Annotated in this window: 13 protein-coding genes; 8 read left to right on the forward strand and 5 right to left on the reverse strand. The window is 50.6% G+C overall.

Features of this window, described 5'->3' with window-relative positions:
* Positions 1-6: 6 nt before the first annotated feature.
* Positions 7-666 (forward strand): HAD family hydrolase, encoded by a 660-nt coding sequence (locus ACJJH9_RS12755; protein ID WP_444923001.1) that lies wholly within the window; start codon positions 7-9, stop codon positions 664-666.
* Positions 667-717: 51 nt separating this feature from the next.
* Positions 718-1476 carry a YciK family oxidoreductase gene (locus ACJJH9_RS12760; RefSeq protein WP_444889836.1) on the forward strand — a complete coding sequence of 253 codons (759 nt, stop codon included), beginning with the start codon at positions 718-720 and terminating at the stop codon, positions 1474-1476.
* A 72-nt stretch (positions 1477-1548) separates the two neighbouring features.
* Here the strand turns inward: ACJJH9_RS12760 and ACJJH9_RS12765 are convergent, their stop codons facing one another.
* Positions 1549-1857 (reverse strand): hypothetical protein, encoded by a 309-nt coding sequence (locus tag ACJJH9_RS12765; protein WP_444923002.1) that lies wholly within the window; start codon positions 1855-1857, stop codon positions 1549-1551.
* A gap of 259 nt (positions 1858-2116) precedes the next feature.
* Between ACJJH9_RS12765 and ACJJH9_RS12770 the strand changes: the two genes are divergently transcribed.
* From ACJJH9_RS12770 to ACJJH9_RS12780, 3 genes are all read left to right on the forward strand, one after another.
* Positions 2117-2536 carry a hypothetical protein gene (locus ACJJH9_RS12770; protein ID WP_444923003.1) on the forward strand — a complete coding sequence of 140 codons (420 nt, stop codon included), beginning with the start codon at positions 2117-2119 and terminating at the stop codon, positions 2534-2536.
* A gap of 171 nt (positions 2537-2707) precedes the next feature.
* Complete coding sequence (locus tag ACJJH9_RS12775; RefSeq protein ID WP_252082396.1) at positions 2708-3856, forward strand: sigma-70 family RNA polymerase sigma factor; 1149 nt, start codon at positions 2708-2710, stop codon at positions 3854-3856.
* Positions 3857-4003: 147 nt separating this feature from the next.
* Positions 4004-4588 (forward strand): acyloxyacyl hydrolase, encoded by a 585-nt coding sequence (locus ACJJH9_RS12780; RefSeq protein WP_444923004.1) that lies wholly within the window; start codon positions 4004-4006, stop codon positions 4586-4588.
* 11 nt (positions 4589-4599) lie between these two features.
* Here the strand turns inward: ACJJH9_RS12780 and ACJJH9_RS12785 are convergent, their stop codons facing one another.
* Entirely contained in the window at positions 4600-5706 is a 1107-nt protein-coding gene (locus ACJJH9_RS12785; protein ID WP_444923005.1) for a glycosyltransferase, read from the reverse strand.
* A 186-nt stretch (positions 5707-5892) separates the two neighbouring features.
* Between ACJJH9_RS12785 and ACJJH9_RS12790 the strand changes: the two genes are divergently transcribed.
* Together ACJJH9_RS12790 and ACJJH9_RS12795 are read left to right on the forward strand one after the other, a co-directional pair.
* Positions 5893-6783 carry a TraB/GumN family protein gene (locus ACJJH9_RS12790; protein WP_444923006.1) on the forward strand — a complete coding sequence of 297 codons (891 nt, stop codon included), beginning with the start codon at positions 5893-5895 and terminating at the stop codon, positions 6781-6783.
* Between the two features lie 250 nt (positions 6784-7033).
* Positions 7034-8344, forward strand: coding sequence for an OprO/OprP family phosphate-selective porin (locus ACJJH9_RS12795; RefSeq protein WP_444923007.1), 1311 nt, complete (start codon positions 7034-7036; stop codon positions 8342-8344).
* A 50-nt stretch (positions 8345-8394) separates the two neighbouring features.
* Here ACJJH9_RS12795 and ACJJH9_RS12800 read toward each other — a convergent pair whose 3' ends face one another.
* On the reverse strand, positions 8395-11952 hold the full coding sequence (locus ACJJH9_RS12800) for an indolepyruvate ferredoxin oxidoreductase family protein (RefSeq protein ID WP_444923008.1): 3558 nt from the start codon (positions 11950-11952) through the stop codon (positions 8395-8397).
* Between the two features lie 277 nt (positions 11953-12229).
* Here ACJJH9_RS12800 and ACJJH9_RS12805 point away from each other — a divergent pair, with 277 nt between their 5' ends.
* Positions 12230-12700: an Lrp/AsnC family transcriptional regulator gene (locus ACJJH9_RS12805; protein ID WP_152452743.1), complete on the forward strand. Its 471-nt coding sequence runs from the start codon at positions 12230-12232 to the stop codon at positions 12698-12700.
* Between the two features lie 72 nt (positions 12701-12772).
* On the opposite strand, the gene ACJJH9_RS12810 is transcribed toward ACJJH9_RS12805, so the two are convergent.
* Together ACJJH9_RS12810 and ACJJH9_RS12815 are read right to left on the reverse strand one after the other, a co-directional pair.
* Positions 12773-13285, reverse strand: a complete 513-nt coding sequence (locus ACJJH9_RS12810) for a shikimate kinase (RefSeq protein WP_444923009.1) — start codon at positions 13283-13285, stop codon at positions 12773-12775.
* Between the two features lie 44 nt (positions 13286-13329).
* Positions 13330-14052, reverse strand: a complete 723-nt coding sequence (locus ACJJH9_RS12815; RefSeq protein ID WP_444884281.1) for an acyltransferase — start codon at positions 14050-14052, stop codon at positions 13330-13332.
* Positions 14053-14104 lie beyond the last annotated feature (52 nt).

Consider the following 14104-nt stretch of genomic DNA (forward strand, 5'->3'; position numbering starts at 1 on the left):
CATAGAATGAAAGCAGTTTTATTTGATCTGGATGGCACACTCCTCGACACCGCACCAGACTTTATTGTCGTGCTCAATCAGTTGCGCCACCAGGAGCAACTCCCTCCCCTGCCCGATCAGGTTATCCGTGGCACCGTCTCTAGCGGCTCGCGAGCACTGGTCACCCTGGGGTTTGGCAAGCAGGAAGGCGATCCTGAATTTTCCAGCCTTTTGCAGCGCCTACTGGATCTTTACCTGGCACACCTCGCAGAGCAGACCGTACCTTTTCCCGGCATAGAGCCATTACTTGATACGCTGGCACAAAATGAAATCCCCTGGGGTATCGTTACCAACAAGCCCGAAGCGTTTACTGCGCCCCTTATGCGAGCATTCGAACACCTGCCGCCAGCCTCCACTGTGATTTGCCCGGATCATGTGAGCAAGTCCAAGCCGGACCCTGAAGCCATACTGCTCGCCTGCAGCAAAATAGGCTGCACTCCAGCGGATGCCGTTTATATAGGGGATCATCAGCGAGATATCATTGCTGGCCAGCGTGCGGGCATGCCCACCATTGCTTGCGCATACGGATATATTGATGCCTCCGACGATCCCGCTAACTGGGGTGCCGATCACCTGGTCAGCTCAGTGGATGAAATCTGGCCCCTACTCCAGCAACATTATATTTAACCCTCGAAACCATGCCCGGCCCGATGCTGGGCGCCAGCATCAGGATGTTTCATGTCTGAATATGCCGGCGACTATGTCGCTCCATCAAACCTACTAAAAGATAAAATCATACTTGTTACCGGCGCTGGTGACGGTATTGGCAAAGTTGCAGCAAAGACTTTCGCCGCACACGGAGCCACTGTAATCTTACTGGGACGCACCACTCCAAAACTCGAAATGGTCTATGACGAGATTGAGGCCGCAGGAGGACCGCAGCCGGCCATTTTCCCAATGGACCTCAATGAAGCCAAAATAGAGCACTTTGAAAGTTTTGCCGAGGCCATTGAACAGGAGTTTGGCCGTCTCGATGGGCTACTTCACAATGCCAGCCTCCTCGGGCAGCGCACCCCTCTGGCAAATTACAATTTCTCCGCCTGGCAACAGGTTATGCAGGTCAATGTTAATGCCGTATTTGGACTCACTAAAACACTACTGCCATTACTAGAAAAATCCGAAGCCGGATCAGTGGTATTCACCAGTTCCAGCGTAGGCCTAAAGGGAAGGGCTTATTGGGGTGCCTACTCTGTATCAAAGTTCGCAACGGAAGGCCTTATGCAGGTGTTGGCCGATGAATTAGATGGTGTATCCAATGTACGGGTGAATAGCCTCAACCCAGGTGCAACTCGCACCCCAATGCGCGCAACAGCCTATCCGGCAGAAAACCCCAAGTCTGTGGCGGCACCAGAAGAAATTATGCCTACCTACCTCTACTTAATGGGCGATGACAGCCGCAGTCAAAGTGGCAAACACTTTAGCGCTCAAAAACGCTGAGCCTATGTAAGCAGTAAAAAACCGGGTAAAACCCGGTTTTTTAATAAGACAGCAACAAAGGATACCGTTGAGTCATTTACTTGGGGATTTCTCTCCCAATGAATCTCTCTGCCCGACACCCTTGTCGGTTGCCGCATTCTCGGGCACATCCGCAAAGATATCCCCTTCAAATTCCAACATCTCACTGCCATCAAGCATTTCGCTCTTCTGAGCACCATTTCCAGAAAAGTTTTGCTCTGTGTTTTTACCCTGCTGTTCCTGAGACAGAGTAACCACGCTCGTCGCGGCAAAGGCCTCCCCTGCAAAAGAGAGTCGCAACCCCTCCAAACTGAGACAGCCTAGTGTGGCCAATAAAACTGCGGGAGTGATAAGACTTTTCATTTTTCCGCCCCTTGATAGTTTTTGCCTATATTTTTAACCCAGCTAATAGCTAAGCACTCGAAAATCCCCTAAGACAAGGCTGCTATTACAGACGAGCCCACCTAAACACTGAAGAGCGTCAGGATGGCCCGTCTTAATCGAGGGTATTTTTCCATGTAGGTTCCACTAAAAGCGTGCTGAGACGCACAAATCCAATTGTCCATCGTCAACTGCTCCGGCAAAATAAAGCCAACAACCAGCAAAAACGTAATAAATAGTCATGACTCGAATTTTTATAATCTCCCTTCTAGCGATCCTTACCCCCAGTGTTTATGCAGATTCACTAGGAAAGCAGCTCAAGCACTGCTCTAAAGTGACGTCCAATACAGACCGATTGGCCTGCTACGATAAGCTCAGCAGCTCCCTGGAGAAGCTAGCCGAACAAGATTTTGGTCAGGAGTTGAAGCAAATCGCAGAAGCTCCTGAAACTATTGAGGCAATAATCGCAGACATCCAGGACAATGCCTACGGCAAGAAGATTGTAACGCTGGAGAATGGTCAGATCTGGAAGCAAAATGATACTGGGCGTATATCATGGCAAGCTGGAGAGCTCGTTATTTTGGAGCGTGCAATGTTTGGCTCCTTTTTTATGAAGCCCTCCCACGGTGGGAAAAAAATGCGGGTCAAGCGTATGAAATAACTTGCCTTTAAATAATCGGGCGCATACTCCGCCCTCTGCCCCAGATAAGACTTACTAGTCATCTTTTACGAGGCGCAAAATTCAACTTTCATCTATGGTTAAGGTGGAAAGGGCGCCAAGAGCGCCTGAACAAAGTATATCGTTCACGCAGTCAACAGAAGGTTTAAGCACTTGTCCCGAGAAAACTTTTACTCAAGGGATGAAGACTGGCTGAAGGATACAGACAACGCCCTCTCCGATTCCTGCTCCAATGCGGAAAATCGCGGTCAGGCAGAAGATGCCGAACCCGATATCGAAGAGATCCATTCAGTTGGGGAATCGCTCAGCGAAAGTGGCAGCACCCCAATGCAAAGCTACCTCAAGCACCTGTACAGACTTGAGCTGCTTACCCCCGAGGAGGAACACAGCACCACCTGCCTACTACGGGATCTCGAAGATACCCTGATTGAGAAATTACAGCAGTGCGGGACCGAGCTTGTGCAATTGCGTAGTGAAGGCGTGGAGCAGCGGGGCAGTACCGGTGCCTATGACCACGGCCTGATTATTGCCCGCACAGAGATGTTACTGTCACTCGAAGAACTCACCCGACGGGAAAGAAGCAAACTCGGTGGGCTTCTGAGACGCTTTCAGGAACAAAGAAAAAAGCTGATTCAGTGCAATTTACGCCTGGTAATCGCTATTGCCAAGCGCTTTCGCAATCCCTCGGTCCCTTTTATTGATCTGATTCAGGAGGGGAACGTCGGCTTAATGAAGGCCATAGAGCGCTTCAAGCCGCAAATGGGCTACCGATTTTCAACCTACGCCTACTGGTGGATTCAGCAGGAAATACAACTGGCTATGCGGCGCAATGAAGATTTGGTTCGCCAGCCAGCCAATGTGCAGGATGACTTACGCACAATTTACCGTGCCATCGGCGAGGTACGCGCATTAGGCCAGCCCGCATCCGATGAAAATCTGGCCAGGCACACGGGGCTTGACCTGGAGCGAATTCAAAGCTTGCTCAAGCTACCCGGCCCAACAGGCTCACTGGACGACCCTGTCGCAGACGACCAGAGCAGTACCCGCTTGGATTACGCTCCCGCCGACGAACTTTACAATACCGATGAATTGGTCACCAACCAAGAGCTGGCAGAGCGACTACGCGAAGCTGTCGACCGCCTGCCAGCTAGGCAAAGGACGGTATTGAACCTGCGCTATGGACTGATTTCAGACAAGGATTGCTCTTTCAGAGTTATCGGCGAACAGCTTGGGCTCAGTCAGGAGCGCGCCCGCCAACTGCACTCCGATGCCATTCGTCAACTGAAACGTCAGTGGCGATAACCGTCCAAAAACTCCGCGGCCTGGGGCTGATCTCAGCCCCAGCCAAACTTGAGGAAGCCGGTGGCGGTCGATAGGTAGCGTGCTTGCCTTCAATCACTTTCCCACTAGTCTTAGTTACAGCTCTTGCAACTATGATCCTCACAACTCATGCGTAAATATTCCAAAAATGGTGTAAGCGGCAACACAGCATTGGGCTGTACACTTTTGCTCGCCTGGATTCTCCCCGGAGCCCCTGCCACTATCGCCGAGCAGGAAATTATTATCAGCGCAGGAAAAGGGCTAGGAAATGTCCTAATGCAGAGAGGCTCGATTTCAGCCGCCAAAGTAGGCGGTATCAACTATTCCTACCTGTTCACCTCTTTCAACAATGCCAATAATTCCTGGCAGTGGTGGGGACAAGGCAGTTATTCCTATATCCGCCTGGAACACCTCAATAAAACCCAACAGCAAAATATTCTAGAAATCAAACCGGTGCTGCGTTGGTATCCGCGCAGTGAACCCCTCGGTAGCTTTGGTGAGGCGGGTGTCGGGGCTTCTTATTTAAGCCAGCAGGAATTTGGCGATATTCGACTCAGCACCAAGGTAAATTTTGCCTTACATTTTGCTCTGGGCTATCGCTTCAGTAGCGGCCATACACTATCGCTGCGCTATAGCCACTTTTCCAATGCCTATACGAATATCCCCAATCCCGGTTTCGATTTTGCCTCATTTAATGGGCACTTTAATTTTTAATCAGCCTCTGCCTAGCTGGAAGAGCCAACTAAATCCCGATAGATATTTATGGTTTTTTTAACGATTTCTTCATGAAAAAAATCATTTAACTCCACTTTATCCCGCCGCTCCATTAAAGCCAGCCCCACATCACATAAAGCTTGTGAATCTCCCCGCTCAACGACTCCCCTGGGGAAGCAGCCCTCCAACACCTCTCCAGCACAAGTATCTTTATAGGCAACCACAGAGCACCCCATCGCCAAAGCCTGCATAGCACTTTGGCCGCTAGGCTCACCAGGGCTGGCCAAACTGAAAGTCAATTGCGAGGAGGCATAGAGCTCCCGTAAATCCTTTCTCTCTCCCAGAAAAAGTACTTTCCCTTCCAGCCCCAACTCTTGAGCCAGTTGCTCCAACTTGCGGATATGGTGTAAATCACCACCCTTTGATGCCCCTACCACCAACCCCAATAAATCCTCCCGGCTAGTTACGGCCCGCGCCAGAGCGTGCAAAAACACCTTCAGCTCACCCTTTTCAGACAAGGGGCCCGAATACAGCCACCAATTTTTTCCCTCCAGTTGCGGATAGCTGTTCAGGAAACGCAGATGCCATTGGCCTGATACAGGTTTACTGCGATCGAACTCCCGAGAACTAATGCCCCAGTGCACGATATGGGTAGGATTAACCAATTTTTCCCCAAGATGCGCTTTCAGGTGGCTGGCAATTCCATCGGATGATGCGATCACACATGGCCCGGAAACCAACCCTACATCCCTTCGACTGGGCGAATAATAACCATCGACATGAGTGACCAAACTGGGGCGTGTATTGACATCCATACCATCCCAAGCTCTCCAGACCATCTGGGCGGTTAAACGCCCATGGACATGGATCACATCGGCATTTAAATTCTGTAGGACACTGCGTAAGCGGCGCACAAGAGCCATAGCCCAAAAAGGCTTCTTGTTCAAAGGCAATCGGATATGTTGGACATCATGCAGTTCGAGGCGCGCCACCAAGGCCCCCCCGGCTGAGATCACAATTGGTTTTGCGTCCTGCCGAGCCAACTCCTGAATGAAATCCAGCGCAGCCTTGCCTCTATCTCCAGGCTCCAATTCAGGCCAGATTTGTACAATTCTCAAAACATCTACCGCAAAAGTGGAACAAAGAGAGTATTTTGACCCTCACAGAAGTAATTTCCCAGTAGATTCCACACAGATTTGCAACAAACCCCTCTAGCACGGCCAATTTACCTGCGCAGTCACTTGGTATCAGACGGGCTTCTCGAGTGCTAACATAATTCGCCTCAACACATTCAGGGAAAAGTAATGTTCCAACGCTACTTCACACGGTCAATCGCTCTTGTTCTTATATTATTTGTTGGCACAGCCTCTGCAGCCGAAACAGATCAAGGTATTTTCTGGAAAGCCACCAAGGAGGATAAAACTGTCTACCTGCTGGGATCTATCCACCTGGCCACAGAAGACTATTACCCAATGCGCTCCCAGATAGAGCGTGCCTATGCCCAAAGTGATGCCGTTGCTGTTGAAGCTGATATCCTCGCCGCCGAAAGCGATATGTTGATACAGCAGAAAATTATGATGGAGTCTGTTTATCAGGGAGAACGCAGCCTGCGTGATGACCTCCCCGCAGATTTGTACAAGAAATTACAAGCCTGGATGCACAAACGCAACATGCCGGAGGCTATGTTTATTCGCCAGCGCCCAGCCATCGCCATGATTTCCATGAGTATGATCGAAATGCAGGCCCAGGGTCTCAACCCGGAACTGGGTATCGATCGCCACTTCCTAAGTAAGGCTAAAAAGGACGGCAAACCGGTATTGGAGCTGGAGGGGATCCTGCAGCAATTCCAGCTATTAAATGGCCTGGATAATCCCGCCCTTTTACTCCAGCAGACGCTTGAGCAGCTGGAAGATATCTCTACCTTTTTGCCAAAGCTCACCAGTGCATGGAAAGCCGGAGACGACAAAGCTCTCAATCACCTGATTATTCTCGATGGCCTTGAAGAAAGTCCCGAGTATCAGCCGCTTTATGAAAAATTGTTTTTTCAGCGCAACGAGAAAATGGCGAACAAAATAATCTTAAAAGCGCCGAAGTATCGCAAACTCTTTGTGGTTGTCGGCGCCGGCCATTTAGTCGGCCAAGGCAGCATTGCTGAGCTGATGAAGCAAAAAGGCTATAAGCTGGAGCGTATCTAAACTTTCACTTATCAGGAAAACAATTGAGCTACAACCAGCTTCATTTCCACCCAAGAAACACTTGTAGAAGTATACACAGCTGCAGGTGTTTCACGGGCTTACTTAATAACACCCATCCCTGACTCGGCCATACCCCAAGACCTTCTCTTTATAAGTAAACCCTACCCCAGAAAACCGAAAAATCATCAAACCTACTTGCTAAACTGCAACAATACGCAGCTAAAGATACAGCCGCCTCTAAGGACACTGCATGAAATACTACGCCCTGTATTTCGCCCTAACCTGTGTACTTTTATCTCCCTTCGCCACTGCTGATAAGGCCAAAACTGAAGGGGGACTAAAAATTACGTCCAAGGATGAAAATTTTTCTGCAGAACTCGGCGGCCGCATTCACTTTGACACATATTTTTTTGACAAAGATAAAAACTACTATGACACCATCTTGTTTGATACAGAACTTGAAGAACCCGTAAACACTACAGATTTTCGTCGAGTACGACTAAAAATGCGGGGAAAATTGTGGAAATGGGAATACGAACTGGAAAGAGACTTTGCCTCCTCTGGAACTGGAGGATTAAGGACTGTATACCTGGGCACTAAAGTCTTTGATGGAAGCCTCCGCATAGGAAATTTTAAACCCAGCCGCTCGATGAACCAACTCACTTCCTCCAATCAAATCACCATGATGGAGAGATCCTTTGCCTCATCCGCTGGTATTTACGACAACCGCGGCAGGCAACAGGGAATTGGCTGGCATACCCATTGGTGCTGTCATACCTATGGGGTCACCCTTTTTAATCTGCGCAACCCCGGTGATCCACGCAACGAGGGTATTGGTGCCGCCACCCGATTTACCTGGGCCCCAATCAGTAACTTCGACAGTACTGTACATCTGGGCGCTTCATTCAGCTATGAAGACGCCAATGAAGACACGCCACCGCGCGAGGCGCTAGTCGAATACGCAGGGCGTCGCGGCCCAGAGCAACTGGTTGCACTGAGCCCCGGTGGTGGTGAATTTTTCTTCGGCGATTTTGGCGATGATGAATTTTATCAGGGTGACCCCGGTGGAGATGTGTGGATTCTGGGATTAGAACTCGCTGGCGCCTATGGGCCTTTCTACGCCCAGTCTGAATACGCTTTTGGGAGTTTTTCCGGAGATTTCTATTTGTCCGAATTTACATTTTTCGAGTTCTTTGGTGCGCCGCCTCGTTTTTTTTGTGACCCATATACCGGTTGTTTTATCGGAGACCAAGATGTACGCACTTGGTATATCGTGGGAAGTTGGGCGATCACTGGTCAGCACAAACCCTATGATGAGAAAAGTGGAGTTTTCAGATCTATCAAACCTACTCCACCAGAGAGCGCCTTCGAGATTACCGCACGCTACGATACCATCGAAAACCGGGATATTCCCGGCATGAAGGTGAGCAATTTTGTTTTTGGGTTTAATTATTATTTTAATCCCAAAGTGCGCCTGATGCTAAACGTGACTCTCGGGGATGATAAATTTACCGGCGATCAAACCAAGCAGCTTGCTATTCGCATGCAGGGATTCTGGTAAGCAGAACAACCCCGGTGAAAACCCACCGGGGCTTTATTAGGAGCGGAGCGTTAACCCACTTGCTGAGCTTTAGTGGGGTCGAAAATTTCAACCTCTCTAGCTTGGCCGGTTTTACCAACAGGATTCTCAAAACGACTTAGCGCCTGCTCTCTCTGGCGTTGCGCCTCCAATACATTAGCCTCTTTGATGTGCCCGTAACCTTTAATAACCTCAGGATAACTGAGCAATTCAATAGCCGCCTGGTGGTTTTGTTCGTTCAACTGCCCCACCACTTTCTCAACCAATTGCTCATACTCAGTGATTAAAGACCGCTCCATACGTCGCTCAGCGGTATAGCCGAAAATATCCAGAGCAGTACCGCGCAAGAACTTTAATTTGGCCAAGGCTCCGAATGCTTTGTGCATCCAACCACCAAACTTCATTTTGCGAGGACGCCCCAACACTTTGTCGAAACGGGCCAGTAATGGCGGCGCCAAGTTGAATTCGAGGACAAAGTCTCCGTTAAAATTCTCCTGCAAGGATTGAGTAAAGCGCCCATCAGTGTAGAGGCGCGCAACCTCATACTCATCCTTGTAAGCAAGTAGCTTGGCATAATTTTGCGCCACCACCTCGGCGACCGCTTGGCGCCCGGGTACCTTAAGGGTTTCCGCCGCTTTAACTTTATCCACCAAAACTTGGTAGCGCTTAGCCAACTCTACATTTTGATAGCCAGTCAGATGCTCAACCCGGTGGGCAACAATTTCATCCAGACCTTTGGGTAGCTGTACAGGCGCTCGATCGTGAGCAAGCAACCGGTTTAGAGCTTTGCGGTCTGCGGCAGCAAGACGCCCGGCAGCAAAGCCCTGCAGATTGCCCTCCACTGCCACGCCATTCAGCTCAATTGCCTGCAACAACGACGCCTGGGAAAGTGGCAATAGGCCTTTTTGCCAAGCAAAGCCCAACATAAATATATTGGCCGCCAGAGTATCTCCAAGTGCAGATTTGGTCAGACGGTGGGCCTCAACAGAATCCAGCGCGTTAACCGCGTTACTTAGGGTATCGAGAACGGCTTGTGGAGAGTGAGCATCCTCACGCCCCAAAACGGTGGCAGCGGTGGGGCTCAGGTGGGTATTCACCACCGCACGACTATGGGTTTCATCCAGTTTGGCCAAACAGGCGGCGAGATTTCCCGCAGCGATCAAATCACAGGCCATCAATGCATCGGCGCGACCATCGGAGATTCTCACTGCTTGCAATGCTTCTGGGTAAGCTGCAAAACGAATATGGGAATACACCGCGCCGCCTTTTTGCGCGAGACCGGTCTGATCCAGGGTACTGCAGGCTTTGCCTTCTATATGGGCCGCCATTGCCAACAGAGCACCAATAGTCACCACCCCGGTACCACCCACTCCTGTCACCAGGAAGTTAAAGGGTTCATCCAGACCCGGCAGTTGTGGTGCAGGCAGCTTTTCTGCTTCTGTGCGCAAGATATCGCCAACGCCCGCACCTTTGGCCAAGCGCCCACCTTTTACCGTCACAAACGAGGGACAGAAGCCATTGATACAGGAGAGATCCTGATTACAACCGGTCTGGTTAACACGGCGCTTGTCCCCCAAAGCTGTAGAAACCTTTTCCACGGCAATACAGCTGGATTGCTGCACACAGTCGCCACAGCCTTCACACACCAACTCATTAATAAAGGGGCGCCCCTCAGCTTGAGGTAGTAAGCCGCGCTTGCGCTTACGGCGCAATTCAGTAGCACAGGTCTGGTCGTAAATAATGACCGTACACCCTTCCACCTCACGCAACTCCTCCATGACCGCCGGCATATAATCCCGATGGCGAATCTCTACCTCGGAAGGGAAACTCAGGGCGCCCTGATATTTGTCTGGGTTATCCATCACCAGAACAACCTTCTGCACACCCTCGGCCAGCACTTGGCGGCAAATCATATCCGGCGCCAACTCTCCATCATGGGGCTGGCCACCTGTCATGGCGACGGCATCGTTGAACAGGATTTTGTAGGTGATATTTACCTTAGCGGCGACAGAAGCGCGAATTGCGAGGACCCCCGAGTGGAAATAAGTACCATCCCCCAGGTTCACAAATACATGCTTTTCATCGGTGAAAGGCGCCTGTCCCACCCAGTTGACCCCTTCGGCGCCCATCTGGGTAAAGGTGAACGTCTCGCGGTCCAGCCACTGGGCCATATAGTGGCAGCCGATTCCGGCAAGGGCGCGACTGCCCTCAGGCACTTTGGTGGAACGATTGTGCGGGCAGCCGGCACAAAACATGGGTAGGCGAGAAACATTGGAACCCGCTTGTTGCGCGATGCGCTGGGCCAGGGCATTAAGGCGCATCAAGCGATGTCGCCCGCGCTCACCCAGCTTATCCTGATCCAAAATCAGACCAAGCACCTGGGAAATAATGGCCGGAGATAGCTCACCATAGGCGGGCATCAGCGGTTGATCGTGTTCATCTACTTTCCCGAGAATACGCGGGAAATTGGGGTCTTTGAGGTGGACGTTGTACAGCTCCTCTTTCAGCTGCACCTCCATCAGACTACGCTTCTCCTCCAGCACCAGTAGAGTATCTAAGCCGCGGGCAAACTCCTGAATTCCAGGTACATCGAGGGGGTAGGTCATCCCCACTTTGAGGATACGAATGCCCAATTGCCGGGCTTTTTCCTCATTAATCCCCATGTCCTCGAAGGCCTGCATCAAGTCCAGGTGAGCCTTACCGGTAGTGACGATACCAAGAGTGGCATTGGAGTTTTCCAGCACTACCTTATTCAGCTTGTTCGCCCGAGCAAATGCCAGAGCCGCCGGGCGCTTATAGCGCCACAGACGCTCTTCCTGTTCGAGGGGGTTATCCTGCTTGCGGATATTCAGGCCACCTGCGGGGCGCTCGATCTCAGGATAATTGAACTGCACCCGCTGGGGATCGACTTCCACGGTAGCAGAACTATCCATATTCTCTGCCAGAGTGATCATTGCCACCCAGCAGCCACTGAAACGGGACAACTCCAGGCCATAGTGGCCGTAATCCAAGACCTCCTGCACAGTTGCAGGATTCAAGACTGGAAGATGCATATCCACGAAAGCAAATTCCGACTGCCCCGGGTAGGAAGAGGACTTACAGCCGTGATCATCCCCAGCGACAATAAGAGCACCACCCTTTGGCGAGGAACCCGCAGCATTGGCGTGACGGAAGGCATCACATGAGCGATCCACGCCCGGAGTCTTGCCATACCAGATACCACAAACGCCATCGACTTGAGCGCCATCGAATAGGCCAACCTGCTGGGAGCCCCACACGGCAGTCGCGGCCAGCTCCTCATTCACGCCGGGCTGGAATCGAATATTGTGCTGATCCAGTAACTTTTTGGCCCTTGAGAGCTGCAAGTCATACCCACCGAGGGGAGAGCCGCGGTAACCGGAGATAAAAGTTGCGGTATTTAAACCGCGAGCTTGGTCCATCCGCATCTGGTCAATGGGCAGACGCACCAGCGCCTGGATCCCCGAAAGAAGCACACGGCCTTTGAGGGTGGTAAAGCGATCATCCAGTGAGATTTGTTTTTTCCCCTGGGAGTCCACCGCGCGCTGGGGACTGGCTACTTTTTCAGTCATACACCTAGTTTCCGGTCATTTATTCTTCTCGAAACCCAGTTCGAGCTATAAGTCATTATTCTTCCGAATTGCTCCGTCTCGGTAGTTAGCTGATCAATTTTTCGGCACCCTGCAAAACTCTCTGGCGGGTAATCACAAAAAGCGCTCAGGCTGAAACGGATTGGTCAGGTCATACTAGTGCGTTAAGCGCAACAGAGCATTGCTTTATTTACGTAAATGTGCGTAAATTTGTGATGAAAATCTCGATCGAGCAATTTTTTATAGGATAGGAGTCTTTATGAAGCGTTCGACAGACCTGGATGATTTCGACCGCAAGATTCTGCGAGCGCTGCAGGAGAACGCCGATTATTCCATGGCGGAGCTCGGAGACAAAGTCGGTCTTTCCCACACCCCCTGCTGGCGCCGTATCAAAAGGCTGGAGGCGGAGGGTATTATTCGCGGCCGAGTCACCCTGCTGGACCCGCGTAAATTGGACCTGGGAGTCACAGTATATTGTTACGTGACCATCCACAACCACGATGAAGAGTCCCTGAATAATTTCGAGACTGCGGTACAGGATGTTCAGGAAGTGGTCGAATGCTATTCAACCAGTGGCGACAAGGACTATGTTCTGCGTGTAGTAGTGGACAGTGTTGAACATTACGAGCAACTGTTAAAACGCTCACTGGTGCACCTGCCCAATGTAGCCTCGGTGAATTCCACCTTCGCCCTTAAACAAGTGAAATATACCACTCAGTTGCCGCTCTAGCAGAATAAGAGGCTGAGGCAATACCAGAGCCTCATGAATGAGCCCCAAAGTTTGTGGGGCTCAAAAAACCTATCAAGCCAACGCCCGCAGCTTTTGCATTAATTGATCCAAAGCCTGTTGCAGATTCAAACCATCACAGCGCAAAGTAATATCCGCATATTTGCGGTAGAGGATCTGGCGCTCCTCAAATAAACTTTCAAAACTTTGCTCCGGTGCTTTGGCTATCCCACGACTTTCATAATTGTGGATTCTCTGGCGAAGTTCATCTGCGGAACATTCCAAAAACACGACAGTGCCCTGCGCACGCAGATTAGCCATTCCTTCAGCACTGTAGACCGCGCTCCCCCCAGTGGAAACCACATGCTTGGGCAGCTGCGCTGCGGCTATGACCTCCCCCTCTATAGCCCGTAAATTGAGGTAGTCACTCTCCGCCATAATTTCCTGTAGTGTTTTCCCCTCCCGCGCCTGAATCAAAACATCTGTATCAACAAAATCCAGGGCCAGCTCTTTGGCCAGCAACACACCCAAAGTACTTTTACCTGCACCCGGCATGCCAATCAGAACAATACTTTTTCTTTTTTTCATCTTTTTACCTGTTCGCAAAAATCAGAGCGAAGCAGTGATCAACGTTAATCGCCGCGGCGAGGGAAAAATACAGCGCGCAGCCAGCCAAATAGGCTATTACCTTGCAGCATATATTTATCCAGCTCATCCATATTGTGAGCCTGGCGGAAAGCATCGGCAAAAAGCGCCTCGCGGGTAATCATTCTCCGTTTGGGGTTAATGGTTTTTATCGGCTTGGCTGGATTCCCTGCTACCACTGTATTGGCTGGCACATCCTTGGTGACCACACTACCCGCGCCGACAACGGAATTATCACCAATGCTTACGCCTTTACAAATAGTCGCACTATCGCCAATCCAAACATTATTCCCAAGACGCACCGGCGCAGTGCAACGAAAAGGCCTGGTACGATTATAGAGGCCATGCCAATCGGAATCAGAAATATAAACATTAGCGGCGATCATACAGGCATCGCCAATTTCTATGGACTGCGCAGCCGATATCCGCACTCCGGGAGAAATCAGCACATAGTTCCCAATGGTAATAAAAGCCTCGCGCCCCTTGTGCCCAAAGGTAGTAAAGCGAATGCACTTTTCCGCATTAGAAATTAAATGGGGATAATTACCCAGGCGAACATTCCCTCCAAAAACATGTACTGAAGAAGGGTCCATCACCTCAGGGTCAACACCTACCGCATCAAATTGAGGAAGTAAAAAATAGTGCGTGCGCCAATTGCGCCAACGCAACTGCAGGCGCTTTAACCAATAAGGCCTATGATCCTTGCGCATAATTAAATATCTACTTGATGGGGCAAACTGCCCACAAAAAATCGCAATTGCT

Source organism: Microbulbifer mixtoriginis (SeqCode), assembly GCF_052466715.1.

What these genes read in the sequence shown, in the direction of transcription:
- ACJJH9_RS12755 (WP_444923001.1), top strand. Translation starts at nt 7, where the DNA reads ATGAAAGCAGTTTTATTTGATCTGGATGGCACACTCCTCGACACCGCA.
- ACJJH9_RS12760 (WP_444889836.1), top strand. Translation starts at nt 718, where the DNA reads ATGTCTGAATATGCCGGCGACTATGTCGCTCCATCAAACCTACTAAAA.
- ACJJH9_RS12765 (WP_444923002.1), bottom strand. Translation starts at nt 1,857, where the DNA reads ATGAAAAGTCTTATCACTCCCGCAGTTTTATTGGCCACACTAGGCTGT.
- ACJJH9_RS12770 (WP_444923003.1), top strand. Translation starts at nt 2,117, where the DNA reads ATGACTCGAATTTTTATAATCTCCCTTCTAGCGATCCTTACCCCCAGT.
- ACJJH9_RS12780 (WP_444923004.1), top strand. Translation starts at nt 4,004, where the DNA reads ATGCGTAAATATTCCAAAAATGGTGTAAGCGGCAACACAGCATTGGGC.
- ACJJH9_RS12790 (WP_444923006.1), top strand. Translation starts at nt 5,893, where the DNA reads ATGTTCCAACGCTACTTCACACGGTCAATCGCTCTTGTTCTTATATTA.
- ACJJH9_RS12795 (WP_444923007.1), top strand. Translation starts at nt 7,034, where the DNA reads ATGAAATACTACGCCCTGTATTTCGCCCTAACCTGTGTACTTTTATCT.
- ACJJH9_RS12800 (WP_444923008.1), bottom strand. Translation starts at nt 11,952, where the DNA reads ATGACTGAAAAAGTAGCCAGTCCCCAGCGCGCGGTGGACTCCCAGGGG.
- ACJJH9_RS12805 (WP_152452743.1), top strand. Translation starts at nt 12,230, where the DNA reads ATGAAGCGTTCGACAGACCTGGATGATTTCGACCGCAAGATTCTGCGA.
- ACJJH9_RS12810 (WP_444923009.1), bottom strand. Translation starts at nt 13,285, where the DNA reads ATGAAAAAAAGAAAAAGTATTGTTCTGATTGGCATGCCGGGTGCAGGT.
- ACJJH9_RS12815 (WP_444884281.1), bottom strand. Translation starts at nt 14,052, where the DNA reads ATGCGCAAGGATCATAGGCCTTATTGGTTAAAGCGCCTGCAGTTGCGT.